Annotated in this window: 14 protein-coding genes; 5 read left to right on the top strand and 9 right to left on the bottom strand. The window is 55.0% G+C overall.

Translation table 11 applies throughout. The annotated features are described in order from the left end of the window. The first annotated feature begins 39 nt into the window (after positions 1–39). On the top strand, positions 40–1,110 hold the full coding sequence (gene dadX / locus QLG07_RS07430) for a catabolic alanine racemase DadX (RefSeq protein ID WP_187496960.1): 1,071 nt from the start codon (positions 40–42) through the stop codon (positions 1,108–1,110). 2 nt (positions 1,111–1,112) lie between these two features. On the opposite strand, the gene QLG07_RS07425 is transcribed toward dadX, so the two are convergent. The 5 genes from QLG07_RS07425 to yeaG form a co-directional block, all read right to left on the bottom strand. After that, complete coding sequence (locus QLG07_RS07425; protein ID WP_048915899.1) at positions 1,113–2,303, bottom strand: multidrug effflux MFS transporter; 1,191 nt, start codon at positions 2,301–2,303, stop codon at positions 1,113–1,115. Positions 2,304–2,453: 150 nt separating this feature from the next. Then, positions 2,454–3,920, bottom strand: coding sequence for an undecaprenyl-phosphate galactose phosphotransferase WbaP (wbaP, locus tag QLG07_RS07420; protein WP_048915900.1), 1,467 nt, complete (start codon positions 3,918–3,920; stop codon positions 2,454–2,456). A 422-nt stretch (positions 3,921–4,342) separates the two neighbouring features. Beyond that, complete coding sequence (locus QLG07_RS07415; RefSeq protein ID WP_048915901.1) at positions 4,343–6,070, bottom strand: potassium/proton antiporter; 1,728 nt, start codon at positions 6,068–6,070, stop codon at positions 4,343–4,345. 303 nt (positions 6,071–6,373) lie between these two features. Beyond that, positions 6,374–7,654, bottom strand: a complete 1,281-nt coding sequence (locus QLG07_RS07410) for a YeaH/YhbH family protein (protein WP_282468889.1) — start codon at positions 7,652–7,654, stop codon at positions 6,374–6,376. A gap of 69 nt (positions 7,655–7,723) precedes the next feature. Then, positions 7,724–9,658, bottom strand: coding sequence for a protein kinase YeaG (gene yeaG / locus QLG07_RS07405; RefSeq protein ID WP_048915903.1), 1,935 nt, complete (start codon positions 9,656–9,658; stop codon positions 7,724–7,726). A gap of 422 nt (positions 9,659–10,080) precedes the next feature. Here yeaG and QLG07_RS07400 point away from each other — a divergent pair, with 422 nt between their 5' ends. Together QLG07_RS07400 and QLG07_RS07395 are read left to right on the top strand one after the other, a co-directional pair. Next, complete coding sequence (locus QLG07_RS07400; protein WP_048915904.1) at positions 10,081–10,830, top strand: MipA/OmpV family protein; 750 nt, start codon at positions 10,081–10,083, stop codon at positions 10,828–10,830. Positions 10,831–10,912: 82 nt separating this feature from the next. Then, on the top strand, positions 10,913–11,764 hold the full coding sequence (locus QLG07_RS07395; RefSeq protein ID WP_282468888.1) for an aldo/keto reductase: 852 nt from the start codon (positions 10,913–10,915) through the stop codon (positions 11,762–11,764). Between the two features lie 27 nt (positions 11,765–11,791). On the opposite strand, the gene QLG07_RS07390 is transcribed toward QLG07_RS07395, so the two are convergent. Both QLG07_RS07390 and gapA read right to left on the bottom strand, forming a co-directional pair. Next, complete coding sequence (locus QLG07_RS07390; protein ID WP_282468887.1) at positions 11,792–12,670, bottom strand: D-hexose-6-phosphate mutarotase; 879 nt, start codon at positions 12,668–12,670, stop codon at positions 11,792–11,794. Positions 12,671–12,740: 70 nt separating this feature from the next. Further along, positions 12,741–13,736, bottom strand: coding sequence for a glyceraldehyde-3-phosphate dehydrogenase (gene gapA / locus QLG07_RS07385; RefSeq protein ID WP_048915907.1), 996 nt, complete (start codon positions 13,734–13,736; stop codon positions 12,741–12,743). A 341-nt stretch (positions 13,737–14,077) separates the two neighbouring features. On the opposite strand from gapA, the gene msrB reads away from it, so the two are divergent. Then, entirely contained in the window at positions 14,078–14,488 is a 411-nt protein-coding gene (gene msrB / locus QLG07_RS07380; RefSeq protein WP_048915908.1) for a peptide-methionine (R)-S-oxide reductase MsrB, read from the top strand. 6 nt (positions 14,489–14,494) lie between these two features. After that, positions 14,495–14,773, top strand: coding sequence for a DUF1315 family protein (locus tag QLG07_RS07375; RefSeq protein ID WP_282468886.1), 279 nt, complete (start codon positions 14,495–14,497; stop codon positions 14,771–14,773). A gap of 74 nt (positions 14,774–14,847) precedes the next feature. Here the strand turns inward: QLG07_RS07375 and pncA are convergent, their stop codons facing one another. Together pncA and ansA are read right to left on the bottom strand one after the other, a co-directional pair. Beyond that, on the bottom strand, positions 14,848–15,462 hold the full coding sequence (pncA, locus tag QLG07_RS07370) for a bifunctional nicotinamidase/pyrazinamidase (protein ID WP_282468885.1): 615 nt from the start codon (positions 15,460–15,462) through the stop codon (positions 14,848–14,850). 15 nt (positions 15,463–15,477) lie between these two features. Beyond that, positions 15,478–16,491: an asparaginase gene (ansA, locus tag QLG07_RS07365; RefSeq protein ID WP_048915911.1), complete on the bottom strand. Its 1,014-nt coding sequence runs from the start codon at positions 16,489–16,491 to the stop codon at positions 15,478–15,480. Positions 16,492–16,578 lie beyond the last annotated feature (87 nt).

Here is a 16,578-nt window from a genome sequence, read left to right as displayed (position 1 = left end):
CAGCCCAAGGTTATAAGTTATTCAAGGAGAGGAGAGGGTATGTCACGTCCGATTGTCGCAACGATTAATCGCGCCGCGTTGCGGCAAAACCTGGCAGTGGCGCGCCAGGCCGCCCGGAATTCGCGCCTGTGGTCCGTGGTGAAAGCCAACGCCTACGGACACGGTATTGAACGCGTCTGGGAAAGTCTGGCAGAGACCGATGGTTTTGCGCTGCTCGACCTCGAAGAGGCGATCCTGCTACGCGATCGCGGCTGGAGAAAGCCGATACTGCTGCTGGAAGGCTTCTTCCATCCCAGCGATATCGAACTGCTCGATCGCTACCGCCTGACCACCAGCGTGCACAGCAACTGGCAGATCAAAGCGCTGGCAGAGGCGAAACTCTCTGCGCCGCTGGATATCTACCTGAAAATGAACAGCGGGATGAATCGACTCGGCTTTCAGCCAGAGCAGGTGCACAACGCCTGGCAAAAACTGCGTTCATTAGCTAACGTTGGCGAGATGACGCTGATGGCGCACTTTGCCGAAGCAGAGAGCGCAGCAGGCATCGTCGAGCCGATGCGGCGTATCAACCAGGCCGCGGAGGGGCTGGACTGTGCGCGTTCGCTGGCTAACTCCGCCGCCACGCTGTGGCACCCAGAGACCCATCATAACTGGGTGCGGCCCGGCATTATTCTTTATGGTGCTTCCCCAAGCGGACAGTGGCAGGATATCGCCGGGAGTGGGCTGCAGCCGGTGATGAGTTTAAACACGGAAATAATCGGCATTCAGCAGCTGGCTGCCGGTGCCGCAGTCGGTTATGGCGCGCGCTATCGTGCCGCTGGCGAACAGCGTATCGGTGTGGTGGCCTGCGGCTACGCGGATGGCTACCCGCGCCACGCGCCGACCGGCACGCCGATCGTGGTCGACGGCACGTTAACACGCACCGTAGGGGCCATCTCAATGGATATGATCACGGTAGATTTAACGCCTTGCCCGCAGGCCGGTATCGGCAGCAAGGTTGAGCTGTGGGGCAATAACGTGAAGATTGATGACGTGGCGGCCGCTTCCGGCACCGTAGGTTACGAGCTGATGTGCGCGCTCGCCCGTCGGGTGCCGGTCGTCGTGGAGTAAACTTAGAGCGCGGTCAGCGTACCGCGCACTTTACGGCTCATACGCCATGCGGTAAATGCCAGCAGTGCTCCGGCCACCATCATCAGCGCCAGTGCGGATTTCTCCGCCAGCGGCAGCGCCATCACCAGCAGTCCCGCAGAAGAACCCCCGGCCATCTGAATAAACCCAGCCAGCGCGGAAGCCACGCCTGCCTGCTGCTGATAAGGCTCCAGCGCATAGCTGGTGGCCGGACCGACGGTAAAGGCCAGACCCGCAACGGAAACCGCAACCGGGAGCATATACAGCGCCCAGTGGCTCTGCATACTTTCGGGGAACAGCATCACGCCAGCCATCAGCATCAGCGCGCCCAGCGTCATGGCCAGCGCGCCGCTCGCCAGGCAGATCGGGCGGCCCAGCTTGCGGATCATCTTATTGACCAGCACGCTCACCAGCATGATCCAGAATCCGTTCGCGCCAAAGGCAATCGAGAACTGCAGGGCGCTGAGCTGGCCTTCGGTCATTAACACGTGCGGGGCGAGAGAAACGTAGGTCAGTACCATACCGAGCGCGCCCGCATTGGCAAAAGCAAAGGCGAGGAAACGCGGCTGGCGGAGGATCTGCCAGTACTGGCGCAGCGGCACTCCTTTGACTTTTTGCGTGTCGGCCGGTCGGGTTTCCGGCAGGAAGAAGATCACCAGCAGGCCAATAAACAGCGCATAGCCGGTCAGGAACCAGAAATTGGCGCGCCATCCGAAGGCTTCAGCCAGAAATCCGCCGAGCATCGGTGCCAGCGCCGGGACAATGTTCAGCGCGCCATTCAGGAAGCCGTAAGCGCGCGCCGCTTCATCGCCATCAAGGCGGTCGCGCACGCCGCTGAATGCCACCACGGCGGTGCAGCAGACGGCACAGCCCTGAATAATACGGGCGCTAAGAAACTGCGGCCAGCCCGTGGCGGTCGCGGCCAGCACGCTACCGCCGACATACAGCAGCAGACCAATCAGCGCGATAGGCTTACGACCCAGATTGTCCACCAGCGGTCCGGCAATGATCTGCCCTAGCCCCATAACCAGCAGAAACAGCGGGATAGTGGTCTGAATGGTGGTGACAGGCGTTGCCAGTCCGGCGGCGATATCCGGCAGCGTAGGTAAATAGAGGTCAATACCCAGCGGGGCAAGGAGCACCAGGCTGAGCAGTAGCAGCGTGAATTTTTGCATGGAATGGAGAGGTCCGAAGTAAAGCAAGCCGGACAGGGTAGAGATAACGCCGGGAAAAGAAAAGCAGAAAATGGCAAAAAGGGGAATTGAGGTGGCGACAGTCATGCCCGGCGGCACGGCATGACTATCGCAGACAGGCGTTACTGAGGATTAATAAGCACCGTCACGACGTAATACCACGCCTGCGGTTTTGAACAGAATGGCAATGTCGGTCCACAGCGCCCAGTTTTTAACATACCAGGAGTCGAAGTAGACGCGGGTGTCATAGTCGATATCGTTACGACCGCTGACCTGCCACAAACCGGTCATCCCCGGTTTAGCCATCAGGTAGTAGTCAACGTCACCGGCATAACGCTCCAGCTCGGCTTCAATAACCGGGCGCGGACCGACCAGACTCATTTCGCCGCGGATCACATTCCACAGCTGCGGCAGCTCATCAAGGCTGGTTTTACGCATAAACGAACCGATTTTGGTCACGCGCGGGTCGTTTTTCAGCTTGAAGTCTTTATCCCACTCGGCGCGGGCTTCTTCGCTGGTCGCCAGCAGCTTCTCCAGCACTTCTTTGGAGTTCATTACCATTGAACGGAACTTCAGGCATTTGAATTTCTTGCCGTCCTGGCCCACGCGCTCGTGACCGTAGATTGGGCTGCCGCCATCACGGCTGACCATCCAGCAAATCAGGCCAAAGGCCGGGGCGAGCAGCAGCAGCAGCATTGAGGCCACCACGATGTCAAACATGCGCTTGAGGAAGCGGGAAGAGCGCTTTGCCAGATTGTTGCTGACGCGCAGCAGCATCACTTCATGACTGAAGATAAAGGACATGTCTGTACCATACAGCGGCACGCCACGCAGGGTAGGTACCACTGAGACCGAACGGCATTTTTTCTTCGACAGCAGCTTGAGCCACTTATCGCGGATTGCACGCTGGTCGTTCTCCATCGCCACGATAAACTGGGTGTTATCGAGGTCGACGGTATCCCAGACGATATCTTTATGGGTGATAACCGGAATGCCGTTAAAGCTTTCAGGGCCGCTTTCACCGGCCGGTGCGACGAACGCTTTCACATCATAGCCCAGCAGCTCTTCGCTCTGTAATGCGGCATAAGCTTCCCGGGCATTTCTACCCGAGCCGATAATGATGGTGTGCTTCTGCCACTGACCTGCTTTCAGAATGGCATTCTTCACGCATGAGCGCAGTAGCGGAACCAGAATCAGCGCGTAGATCCAGGTAAAACTCCACAGCATGCGGGAGAAATCCCATTTAGAAAACGCAATCAGGGCCAGATCCAGCAGCGAGAAAATCACCAGAGTTTTGATAATCTCTTTTAATTCAAACCAGAATGGCTTGCGATAAGTATAGTGGCGCAGTCGCATCCAGAACCAGGCGGTACACAATACTGACATGACGGACTGGGCAATAAAGCGCACTTCAACTTCCTGCGGTGGAATAAATATATCCAGATTACCCCAAATACCCTGCAGGGTGGCAGCAGAAAGAAACAGTGCCAGGTTAATCGAAAGTAAATCTGAGAAGCTTAATGCGACTTTCGCGATGACGTTTTTTCTTGTGCCGCTAAACGTGCGGCGACGGTCATTCAGTACCAGAGTACTTGCCATAATGCCTGCTCTCTTTTCATGAGGAATCAGTAACCTGACGGGAATAAAGCACGCGTCAAGGCGTCGCTACATCAAACCTTCACGGTTATCCGGACTGACTTTAATGTTTCTGTTGTGTGACAAAATCAGGGCAGCGGAGCGGTGATGAAAAAGGCCACCACGCAATTCCGTCATAATTGAAGAGATGAGTATGCAGGAGTTATTTGGCTTAGTTAATACGGGAAAATCCTAAAAGACGATGAAAAATCGAACAGGATAATTCTGAAAGGGAAAATAAGCGCAGCGGTAATTTAAAACTTAAAAAATGTGGTTATGACAAGAAGATAACAATAAAGCTCCCGTTTGATGAAAATGAAAACCGCCAGCGGCAATTATGGCGGTTTTCGGATTATCCCTATCTCAGCGGCTAGCGCGAAATGACGCTACTCCTTCTCTTCCTGAACCCTTACGCCAATCTTGACGATCTCATTGGCTTCTTTTTCTGCCACGGTCCAGATCATATTTTTCCATTCAACCTGGTCCCCGACCACCGGCGCGCCACCGATGATGCCGGATACCAGCTGGCCCAGCGTCTGCTGGCTGTTGGCCTCTTCATCCAGGTCGATGCCATAGATCTCTGACACGTCGTGCAAACGCGCATCAGCCTGCAGAATAAAGTCACCAAAGAAGCGCTGGTCGAGGGCGACAGGCGGCGACTGGCTGAACAGCTTACCGAGCGCAGGCAGGTCGCGCTCGCGGCCAATCACGCACAGTACATCGTTCTCACGCAGTCGCGTGCTGCCGGTGGGGTGCAGCAGCAGGTTATCGCGAAACAGCGCGGCGATGCGCGTTTCACGCGGCATCTTCAGATCGCGCAGCGCCGCACCTACGCACCATTTGTCGGCGCTTAGCTGATAGACGAACTGCTCCCACGGATTCTCCGGATGGATGTCGAGGCCGACGCGGGAGATTGGCGAAGCCATGGGGGGCACAATCACCCTGGCTTTGCGCGCCGCCCAGCCCAGCGAGGTGCCCTGAACCATCAGCGACACCAGCACCACGAAGAAGGCGATATTGAAGAACAGTGGGGCGTGAGGCAATCCGGCCATCATCGGAAACACCGCCAGGATAATCGGTACTGCGCCGCGCAGCCCCACCCAGCTGATAAATATGCGCTCGCGAATATTAAAGCCGCGAAACGGCAGCAGCCCGATGATAATTGACAGCGGGCGTGCTACCAGGATCAGGCACAGCGATAGCAGAGTGGCAGGCAGCGCGATGTGCCACAGGTCGGTCGGGTTTACCAGCAGTCCCAGCACCAGGAACATGCCAATCTGGCTAAGCCAGGCCATACCGTCGAAGGTCTGCAGGATGCCGTGGCGATTGCGAATTGGGCGGTTGCCCAGTACAAAGCCGCACAGGTAGACGGCGAGGATACCGCTGCCTTCCAGCACGGTCGTCAGCGCAAAGACCAGGATCCCCCCGCTGACCGCCAGCAGAGGGTAGAGGCCGCCCGCGAGAGAGACGCGGTTAATCATTTGCAGCAGCGCCCAGCCGCCGCCCAGCCCAAGCACGATCCCGAGGCCAAACTGCTGCACCAGATGCACCACAAACATCCAGCTCAGGCCGCTTTGCCCCTGCTGGATCATCTCAATCAGGGTGATGGTCAGGAACACCGCCATCGGGTCGTTGCTGCCGGACTCAATCTCCAGCGTGGCGCTGACGCGCTCGTTGAGACCTTTGCCGCCCAGCAGGGAGAACACGGCTGCAGCATCGGTAGAGCCGATAATTGCCCCGACGAGAAAACCGTTCATCAGATTAAGGTCGAACAGCCAGGCGGCAGCCAGACCGGTCAGCCCGGCGGTAATCAGCACCCCCACCGTGGCCAGCGACAGCGCCGGTCCGAGTGCCACCTTAAAGGAGCTGGCCTGAGTACGCATGCCGCCGTCCAGCAGGATGATGGCCAGCGCAAGGTTACTGATCAGATAGGCTGCCGGATAGTTGTCAAAGGCAATGCCGCCGATGCCGTCAATCCCGGCAAGCATACCGAGGGCGAGAAAGATAACTAATATCGGGATGCCCAGCTTAGATGAGAAAGAGCTGAGCAGAATGCTCGAAGCTACCAGCACTGAACCAATGATGAAAAGACTGTAGATCGCGCTGGCTTCCAATGGGCATTTCTCCTGTGAAGATTAAAAACCTGTTTTTACAGTGTGTTGTAACAGCCGGTATAAAGTCAAAGCCCGAAGGTCACTGATTGGCATTCTGAGGGTACTATTTTAGCCAGAATAAAATATCGCATAAAGTCATGAAACAAATGCTGATGAGTGCGATAAAAGTACGCTTTATTTCGTGGATTGAAGCGAAAGGCGGGTAGTGAGGGGAAATCTGCCGTTTAAAGCGGCATCGTCACCCTGGCACCAGGTGATTCTACGGGAAAAGGGTTGACCAGGCGACCGGTCAACCCGCTGGTTTTAATAATTCTCTTCGGCCTGCTTGTGAAACAACTCGCGGAATACCGGGTAGATATCTTCCGGCTCACGAATGTGCTGAATGGCGAAGTTATCAAACGTCGACTGCAGATGTTCATACTCACGCCACAGGGTTTGATGAGCACGCCGGGTGATTTCGATATAGCTGTAGTAACGCACCACCGGCAGGATGTTTTTTGCCAGGATCTCATGACACAGCGGCGAGTCATCGGCCCAGTTGTCGCCATCGGAGGCCTGTGCGGCATAGATATTCCACTGCGCCGGGTCATAGCGCTCTTTAACCACTTCATCCATCAGTTTTAACGCGCTGGAGACGATAGTGCCGCCGGTCTCCTGCGAGTAGAAGAACTCCTGTTCATCCACTTCTTTCGCCTGAGTGTGATGACGGATATACACCACATCCACGTTCTTGTAAGTGCGGCTGAGGAACAGATACAGCAGGATATAAAAGCGCTTCGCCATATCCTTGGTAGCCTGATCCATGGAACCCGAAACGTCCATCAGGCAGAACATCACCGCCTGGCTGGAGGGCTCCGGGCGCTTCTCGAAGTTCTTATAACGTAAGTCAAAGGTGTCAATAAACGGCACGCGTTTAATGCGCGCGCGCAGTTCGGCAATCTCTTTACGCAGCCGCTCTTCTTCCAGCAGCTGAGCCGGTTCGCTGTTCTCCACTTTCAGCAGGGTGGCTTCCAGTTCGCCCAGCTCGCGCCGCTTGCCGGCGGTCATGGCGGTGCGCCGCGCCAGAGAGTTTTGCAGTGACCGCACCACGCTGATGTTGGCTGGAACGCCGTTAGCGGTGTAGCCGGCGCGGTGGGTTTTATATTCATTCATCTGCCGGTGCTGATTTTTCTTCAGGTTAGGCAGTGCCAGATCTTCAAACAGCAGGTCGAGATACTCATCTTTCGAGATATTGAAGACAAATTCATCCTGTCCCTCACCATCCTGTCCGGCATTTCCCTGACCGCTACCGCTGCCACCGCCGCCGCCCTGCGGGCGCTCAACGCGGTCGTTTTGTACAAAGTGGTCATTACCTGGATGAACGCGATGACGCTGGCCGCCGCGCCCCTGGTGGAAACTCGGTTCATTGATATCTTCTACAGGAATAGAGACGGATTCGCCGCTTTCAACGTCGGTAACCGAACGCTTATTAATGGCCTCGGAGATCGACTGTTTGATTTGCGACTTATAGCGGCGCAAGAAGCGCTGGCGGTTCACCGCGCTCTTGTTTTTGCCGTTAAGACGCCGATCGATAAAATAGGCCATAGCTCCCCCAAACAACGTTGCAATCCGGGGCAGGGACCGGCCCTGACCCGATTGGATGCGACTTTCTGGTTACGACGATTTTCTCACGCGCAGATACCATTCGCACAGCAGACGTACCTGTTTGCGGGTGTACCCTTTTTCCATCATACGGTCGACGAAATCGTCGTGTTTCTTCTGTTCGTCGGTCGACGTTTTGGCGTTAAATGAAATGACCGGCAGCAGCTCCTCAGTATTCGAGAACATTTTCTTCTCGATCACGGTGCGCAGCTTCTCGTAGCTGGTCCAGTTCGGATTACGACCATTGTTATGCGCCCGGGCGCGCAGCACGAAGTTGACGATCTCATTACGGAAGTCTTTCGGGTTACTGATCCCGGCCGGCTTCTCAATTTTCTCCAGTTCGGCATTCAGGGATTCACGGTCAAACAGCTGGCCGGTGTCCGGATCGCGGTACTCCTGATCCTGAATCCAGAAGTCAGCGTAGGTGACATAGCGATCAAAAATGTTCTGGCCATATTCGGAGTAGGACTCCAGATAGGCAGTCTGAATCTCTTTGCCAATAAACTCGGCGTATTTCGGGATCAGATAGCCTTTCAGGTGCTCGAGATATTTCTCTGCCTGCTCCTGTGGGAACTGCTCACGGTCAATCTGCTGTTCCAGCACGTAAAACAGATGCACCGGGTTAGCTGCCACTTCGACATGGTCAAAGTTAAACACGCGCGACAAAATTTTGAAGGCAAAGCGGGTAGATAACCCGTTCATTCCCTCATCGACGCCAGCGTAATCACGATACTCCTGGTAAGACTTCGACTTAGGGTCGGTGTCTTTCAGGCTTTCACCGTCATACACGCGCATTTTAGAGTAAGTGCTTGAGTTTTCCGGCTCTTTAAGGCGCGACAGGATAGAGAAGCGTGCCAGGGTTTCCAGCGTGCCGGGCGCGCAAGGTGCATGGGTCAGCTCACTGTTGACCAGCAGTTTCTCGTAGATTTTTATCTCTTCAGAAACGCGCAGGCAGTAAGGCACTTTGACGATGTAGACACGGTCTAAGAACGCTTCGTTGTTCTTGTTATTACGGAACGTTACCCACTCAGATTCGTTCGAGTGCGCAAGGATAATCCCGTTAAACGGCAGGGCGGAGATACCTTCCGTCCCGTTATAGTTCCCTTCCTGGGTGGCGGTCAGCAGCGGATGCAGCACTTTAATCGGTGCTTTAAACATCTCGACGAATTCCATAATCCCCTGGTTAGCACGGCATAACGCGCCTGAATAACCGTAAGCATCCGGATCGTTCTGGGCGTGGTTCTCCAGTTTACGGATGTCGACTTTACCCACCAGTGCGGAGATATCCTGGTTGTTTTCATCGCCCGGTTCAGTTTTGGCAATCGCCACCTGTTCCAGAATTGACGGCCAGACTTTCACCACTTTGAAGCGGGTGATGTCACCGCCAAATTCATGCAGGCGTTTAGCCGCCCACGGCGACATGATGGTGCCAAGATAACGGCGCGGGACGCCATACTCTTTATCCAGGATATTGGCATCTTCCTGCGGGTTAAACAGGCACAGCGGATGGTCATTAACCGGGCTGCGCTCACCGTCGGCGGTCAGCACGTAAATGGGTACGCGCTGCATTAAAGATTTCAGCCGTTCAGCCAGTGAGGATTTACCGCCACCGACCGGGCCGAGCAGATAGAGAATTTGTTTCTTCTCTTCCAGCCCCTGCGCCGCATGCTTCAGGTAGGAGACGATCTGTTCAATCGCATCCTCCATACCATAAAACTCTTCGAACGCCGGGTAGCGTGCGACCACACGGTTAGAGAACAGTCGGGAAAGGCGTGGCTCCAGGGCGGTGTCCACCATTACTGGCTCACCGATAGCCATTAACAGTCGTTCCGCCGCGTTGGCGTATGCACTGCGATCCTGCCGGCAAACCGCAAGGAACTCCTGCAGTGTGAACTCTTCGTCCTTGGCAGCTTCATAACGCTGACGATAGTGATCGAATATATTCATGGCGATGCCCGTCCTTTCGTTTTTAGCACAGGTACCAGGAGCCTAATTGGGGTCAGCCCCTGAAGGAACTTGTTAATGAGTACAGCAACCCTTATGCCAACCTGACTGTTTTAGCGGAAAACACAATTTTTTTTGGTTACTCTGCTCGTCAAAATTTAGCGTCTTACAATTAAGCGTAGATCGCATTTAGGAAATTTCCTGAACCGCTCGACATTTTCAATGAAATTTCAATAACAAAGTCATTTTGTCACTAAGCGCTGGCCTTAACTGATGCGGGCTGAGGCGGTTTTTGTCAGAACAATGGTCAATTTTTAACAGTTCAATTGATTCTGAGTGCTACCAGTTGTGTAAATATCTGACTAACAATCCACTTACTGTTTAAACTATTACGCTAATTGTTATATTTATGGAACGGATAAATTGTGAACCATTTCAAAGTTACCGCGCTTGCTGCCTTTTTACCTCTCTGTTTTGCGGCACCCTTCGCACAGGCGAACCCACTGACGCTGGGCGCTTCACTGCTTTATAGCCAGAGCCCATATAAGAGCGGCCAGGACCGTTATTACCCTGTTCCCATCGTCAATTATGAGGGCGACAGTTTCTACATTCGCAGCCTGCAGGCGGGTTATTACCTGTGGAAAGACAGCCAGGATCAGCTGTCATTAACCGTGCTGGGTTCCCCGCAGAACTTCGACCCGGATGATGTGGATGATGGTGATATGAAGTCGCTGAATAAGCGTCATATGACTCTGATGGGCGGTGTGGCTTATCGTCATAGTGCCGACTGGGGTATCGTGCGTACCACGCTGGTTGGCGATATGCTCGATAACAGTAACGGAATCATCTGGGATCTGACCTATCTGTACCGCTTCGAATTTGGCCGTTTCAGCCTGACGCCGGGCATCGGTGCGCTGTGGAACAGCTCGAATCAGAACGACTACTATTACGGGATTTCCTCTGCTGAATCTCGCCGCAGCGGGCTGGACAGTTACGATCCTGACAGCAGCTGGAGCCCCTATCTGGAAGTGACTGCCGGCTGGAAAATTGCCGACAGCTGGAATGCCACGCTTTCAGGTCGCTACACCCGTCTGGGCAGTGATATCAAAGATAGCCCGATGGTGGACCAGGACTCTCAGGTTCTGCTCTGGACCGGAGTCAGCTATACCTTCTGACGCCGCAGGTATGCACTGATAAAGGGCGCTCTGCGCCCTTTTGCACATCTGTAGCGCACCAATAAAGTGCATGGAGATTGCGATGAGCCGAATTGTTACCTTTGCTGATGGAACCCCCTTGCCTGCGATTGGACAGGGGACCTGGTATATGGGGGAGAGCCCGGATTTGCACCGCCAGGAAGTGAGCGCATTACAGGCCGGACTGGATTGCGGGTTAACGCTGATTGATACTGCTGAAATGTATGCTGACGGCAGGGCGGAAGAAGTGGTTGGCGTGGCGCTGAAACAGCGCCGTGACCAGGCGTTCGTCGTGTCAAAAGTTTACCCCTGGCACGCCGGGCAGTTGGAGGCTATTGAAGCCTGCGAGCGTAGCCTGCAACGTCTGCAAACGGATTATCTCGATCTCTACTTGCTGCACTGGCGCGGTAATATCCCGCTGGAGGAGACGCTACGGGCAATGGAACAGCTGCAGAGCCAGGGCAAAATTCGCCGCTGGGGCGTATCCAATTTTGACGTCGAGGATATGCAGGAGCTGCTGGCTGAAGAGGGCGGAGAGCATTGCGCGACCAATCAGGTGCTGTACCACCTGGCCTCACGCGGTATTGAGTATGATCTGCTGCCGGAATGTCAGCAGCTGGCAATGCCGGTGATGGCCTACTGCCCGCTGGCACAGGCCGGAAAATTGCGCAGCGAACTGATGCAACACCCGACGCTACGCGATATTGCACAACAAAAGGGCATCAGCGTCGCTCAGCTGCTGCTGGCATGGGCAATCCGCAAGGAAGGGGTACTGGCCATTCCTAAAGCCAGCACTATTGCCCATGTGCAGGAGAATGCGGCTGCACTTGAGGTGACTTTATCCAGTGCAGAGCTGGCGCTGATTAACCAGGCTTACCCGCCCCCGGGCAGCAAAATGCCGCTGGATGTGGTGTAAGGAGCGGCGTTAGCCGCCCCTGAGCGATTAAACTTTGCTACGCACCCGGAAGGTGGTTGCCAGCCGCGCCGGGTTTTCTCCGGCACTTTTCATCGCGCTGCTGACGTGGGCGGTTTCAACACAGACCATGGTTTGATAGCCGTCATTCGCCATATCCCCCATGCTGCATGAGAGTTCAGCCCCCGGGTTCCACGTGACAACGTCACTATTATGATGGTGGTAGACCTCAATAACGCGCTGACCCGCCTTGTCGTTAATGACGCTGCAATCCGCTGGCGCGGTATAGATGCGGTCAATGCGCTGCGGATAGGTCTGCTTACCGTCGTCTGAGTGCCCCTCTACGCCGTGATTAACCTTATCGATAAAGCGGTTGCCAAGCCCGCTCACCTCTACGCCCTGAATATCCGCGACTGCAAAGTAGCTGTGCAGGGCCGCTGTCGCCTCAAAGTCACCGTGGGCTTCCAGCTCAATTTCGCAGCGGTCGCTGAAGCGGAAACGGGCAAACAGGGTGAAATCATGCGGCCACAGCTTCTTAGTCTGTTCATTGCTTTCCAGCACCAGCGTCAGCACCACGCTGTCGGCATTCTCATCGTGGGCGGAGAGTTTCCACGGCAGGTTACGGGCGAATCCATGCGCAGGTTCACCGGCAGGGCCGAACCATGGCCAGCAGATCGGGACGCCGCCGCGAATGGCTTTCCCACTGTTCCACGCGGTTTTGTCGCTGAGCCAGATGACCGGCTTCTCGCCTGAAGGCTGCCAGGCAATCAGCTGGGCGCCCTGCAGGGTGACGGCAGCGCGGACTTTAGGATGGGTGACGACGATTGTCGGCAATTCACCTATCTGGCGCTGGGTGATGTAGGGGCTAATTTGGTTAATGACCGGCAGTGAAAAAAGTTTCTCGTTCATGAGTCAGCCTTCTGAAATTTAACCATAAAAAAAGGGCGACTCACGTCGCCCTCAGATTCTCTCGCGTCGCTTATTTAGCGATGTGAGCAACCAGGTCCAGGACCTTGTTGGAGTAACCAGTTTCGTTATCGTACCAGGAAACCAGCTTAACGAAAGTGTCGCTCAGTGCGATACCGGCTTTCGCATCGAAGATAGAAGTCAGCGTTTCGCCGTTGAAATCGGTAGAAACAACTTCGTCTTCGGTGTAGCCCAGAACGCCTTTCATTTCGCCTTCGGCAGCAGCTTTGATTGCAGCACAAATTTCTTTGTAAGATGCAGGCTTAGCCAGACGTGCAGTCAGGTCAACAACGGAAACGTTAGGGGTAGGAACGCGGAACGCCATACCAGTCAGTTTGCCGTTCAGCTCAGGGATCACTTTACCTACGGCCTTAGCAGCACCGGTAGAAGAAGGGATGATGTTCTGGGATGCGCCGCGGCCGCCGCGCCAGTCTTTGTGAGACGGGCCATCAACAGTTTTCTGAGTCGCGGTGGTTGCATGCACAGTGGTCATCAGGGCTTCAACGATGCCGAACTTGTCGTTGATCACTTTAGCCAGTGGTGCCAGGCAGTTGGTGGTGCAAGATGCGTTAGAAACGATATCCTGGCCAGCGTATGACTTGTGGTTCACGCCCATAACGAACATTGGGGTGTCATCTTTAGATGGGCCAGTCAGAACAACTTTCTTAGCGCCAGCTTCGATGTGTTTACGGGCAGTTTCGTCGGTCAGGAAGATACCGGTCGCTTCTGCAACCACATCCACACCGACTTCATCCCACTTCAGGTTAGCCGGATCGCGCTCAGCGGTAACACGGATGGTTTTGCCGTTAACAACCAGGTGGCCGTCTTTGACTTCCACGGTGCCGTTGAAGCGGCCGTGAGTTGAGTCATATTTCAGCATGTAAGCCATGTACTCGGCGTCCAGCAGATCGTTGATGGCAACGATTTCTACATCAGAACGTTCCTGAGCAGCACGGAAAACAATGCGACCGATACGGCCAAAACCGTTGATACCTACTTTGATAGTCATATATTCCACCAGCTTGTTGATAGTGAATAAAAGGTTGGCTGTAAAATTACAAAAACCTTACCAGGCGTCAAGCGGAATCGTGTCAATTGTTGCGACAAATCAAACTGTCGAGCAGGAATTATTCGACACAAAACCTATTTCTTGACCCGCGAACTACATTGATATTGGGATACTGTGCCCGAATATAAAGGGATGGGCGATCCGAATGGTGATCTGCATCACAGTTTGAGATATGACAGAATTCTCTCAGCGCCCGGACGCGAAAAATTCACCTGATCTTGTTAAGTATTTGTTAGAATACCCACCGATCTTTTCAGAACAACACTGCCAGAGAGTCTAGCATGGCTAATGAAAATACACCTTTCTCACCCGAAAATGAGTTGAATGAGATGCAGCGCTACGTTACTCAGCAGCGCGGCACCGAACCTCCGTACTCCGGTAAACTGTTGCATAACAAAGACGCAGGCATATACCACTGCCTGGTGTGCAAAGCTCCGCTGTTCCTGTCGGGCAGTAAATATGATTCCGGCTGCGGCTGGCCGAGCTTCTACGAACCCTACAGCGATGAGGCTATCCGCTATCTGGAAGACGATTCCCACGGTATGCAGCGCGTTGAAATCCGCTGTGGCAGCTGTGATGCCCACCTGGGGCATGTGTTCCCGGATGGCCCGCAGCCGACCGGTGAGCGCTTCTGCGTGAACTCTGCCTCGCTGAGCTTCACCGACGAAGACGGCAACAGTACTCAGGGGTAAGGCGCAATGGAACTGGATGAAATGATTGCCAGCATGACGCCGGAAGTGTATCAGCGTCTGGCGACTGCGGTAGAAACCGGCAAGTGGGCTGACGGCGTGGCATTAACCGCAGAGCAGAAAGAGAACAGCCTGCAGCTGGTATTGCTGTGGCAGGCGCGTCACAACGATAATCCGCAGCACATGAGCGTGGCGAAGGGCGGGGAGATCGTGACCAAGAGTAAGAAACAGCTGAAAGAAGAGTTTGGCATTGGCGATGACGACGTCACGCACATTACGCTGCAGTAAATTATTCCTGTAGGAATAATTCGTACAAAGAATCGCCGGTCCGCTCTGTTGACGTCCCGGCGTTTTTCATCCATTCAGAGGATCACCGCTCCGGCGTTGGCCATCTCTTGCAGCGCTTTCTGGCTGTCATCCGGCCTAAGGTTGACACCACGGCAGCCTGCCGACACCAGCGTGACCTGATAACCGAGTGCCAGCGCATCCAGCACGCTGTACTTCACGCAGTAGTCCGTTGCCAGCCCCATTACCGTCAGTGAGGTGACAGCGTGCTGCTGCAGCCACGCGTGCAGATGCGTCTGCTGACGCTGCCCGTTATCAAAAAACGCGCTGTAGCTGTCAATCTGCGGATTTTCGCCTTTACAGATCTGCGTGCTAATCAGCGAGCGGTCCAGTTCAGGGTGCAGCTGGGCGCCTGGGCTGTGCTGGATGGCGTGATCCGGCCACCACACCTGGGGTAAACCCTGCAGTTCACCCACGGTGCCGGGGATATTACCCGCCGTGGAGGCAAAACTGCCGTGCCCGGCAGGGTGCCAGTCGAGCGTGGCGATGACCGGCTCACCGCGCGCGCAGAACTCAGCCGTCAGACGGTTAGCCACCGCGATGGTCTGATCACCTTCGGCCACCGCCAGCGCGCCGCCCGGACAGAAATCATTCTGTAAGTCGATGAGTAACAGTGCCTGACGTGCGCTCATACCACTCTCCACGGGTTAATCCTGAGTTAATTCGCCGCGCAGGTTCTGCGTCATCAGCTGGCGGATCTCTTCACTGCTCAGATCCTGGCTCAGCAGGAAGTGCAGCTTGGTCAGCGTTGCTTCCACGGTCAGGTCAGCTCCGCTGATCACTCCGGCGTGCGCCAGGGCATTGCCGGTGGCGTAACCGCCCATATTCACCTTGCCTGACATGCACTGGGTCAGGTTAACCACCACGATCCCGCGGTCAGATGCTTCCTGAAGTTCGCGCAGGAACTCTTTATTCTGCGGCGCGTTACCGACGCCGTAGGAGCGCAGGATCAGCGCTTTCACCGGCTGCTGCAGGAAGTTACTCACCACTTCGGACGAAATCCCCGGGTAAATCGTTACCACGCCGATCGGCTGCGGCGTGATTGGATGCACGATCAGCTCGCCGTTGCCGGTTGGGGCCGCAGGTGTATTGAGGCGGCGAATATGAATACCGGCTTCCAGCAGCGGGGCAAGGTTGGGCGAAGCAAAAGCGTTAAAGCCATCGGCGTGCGCCTTAGTGGTGCGATTACCGCGGAACAGGGTATTGTTGAAGAACAGGGTGACTTCGTTGATCGGGTAGTTTGCCGCCACAAACAGCGAGTTGAGCAGGTTCTGCTGCCCGTCAGAGCGCAGCTGCTCCAGCGGGATCTGTGACCCGGTGACAATGACCGGCTTCGCCAGATTCTCCAGCATAAAGGAGAGCGCAGAGGCGGTGAACGCCATGGTGTCGGTGCCATGCAGGATCACGAAACCATCGTATTTGTCATAGTTCTGGCGAATATCATCCGCAATCGATTGCCAGTCCTGCGGCGTCATGTCCGAGGAGTCAATCAGCGGGGCGTATTCGTGGATGGTGAAATCCGGCATTTCCGGGCGATGGAATTCTGGCATATTTGCCAGCTGATTTTGCAGGTGGCCAGAAACAGGGATAAAGCCATGTTCGGAACGCTGCATGCCGATGGTACCGCCGGTGTAGGCGACATAAATCGATTTCTTTTGCATTGGTTAACTCAGGGCTTGCCGAAAAGGCGCAGTATAAGGGGAATTGTCAGGAAAACCAGCCCGACCAGAGGTAGCCGGGCTGTTTAG

Source organism: Erwinia sp. V90_4, from assembly GCF_029967685.1.
Taxonomy (GTDB): Bacteria; Pseudomonadota; Gammaproteobacteria; order Enterobacterales; family Enterobacteriaceae; genus Erwinia; species Erwinia aphidicola.
This window is presented reverse-complemented; position numbering and strand designations above follow the sequence as displayed.

Coding starts and splice junctions, on each gene's coding strand:
- dadX (WP_187496960.1), top strand. CDS start 40: ATGTCACGTCCGATTGTCGCAACGATTAATCGCGCCGCGTTGCGGCAA.
- QLG07_RS07425 (WP_048915899.1), bottom strand. CDS start 2,303: ATGCAAAAATTCACGCTGCTACTGCTCAGCCTGGTGCTCCTTGCCCCG.
- wbaP (WP_048915900.1), bottom strand. CDS start 3,920: ATGGCAAGTACTCTGGTACTGAATGACCGTCGCCGCACGTTTAGCGGC.
- QLG07_RS07410 (WP_282468889.1), bottom strand. CDS start 7,654: ATGGCCTATTTTATCGATCGGCGTCTTAACGGCAAAAACAAGAGCGCG.
- yeaG (WP_048915903.1), bottom strand. CDS start 9,658: ATGAATATATTCGATCACTATCGTCAGCGTTATGAAGCTGCCAAGGAC.
- QLG07_RS07395 (WP_282468888.1), top strand. CDS start 10,913: ATGAGCCGAATTGTTACCTTTGCTGATGGAACCCCCTTGCCTGCGATT.
- QLG07_RS07390 (WP_282468887.1), bottom strand. CDS start 12,670: ATGAACGAGAAACTTTTTTCACTGCCGGTCATTAACCAAATTAGCCCC.
- gapA (WP_048915907.1), bottom strand. CDS start 13,736: ATGACTATCAAAGTAGGTATCAACGGTTTTGGCCGTATCGGTCGCATT.
- msrB (WP_048915908.1), top strand. CDS start 14,078: ATGGCTAATGAAAATACACCTTTCTCACCCGAAAATGAGTTGAATGAG.
- QLG07_RS07375 (WP_282468886.1), top strand. CDS start 14,495: ATGGAACTGGATGAAATGATTGCCAGCATGACGCCGGAAGTGTATCAG.
- pncA (WP_282468885.1), bottom strand. CDS start 15,462: ATGAGCGCACGTCAGGCACTGTTACTCATCGACTTACAGAATGATTTC.
- ansA (WP_048915911.1), bottom strand. CDS start 16,491: ATGCAAAAGAAATCGATTTATGTCGCCTACACCGGCGGTACCATCGGC.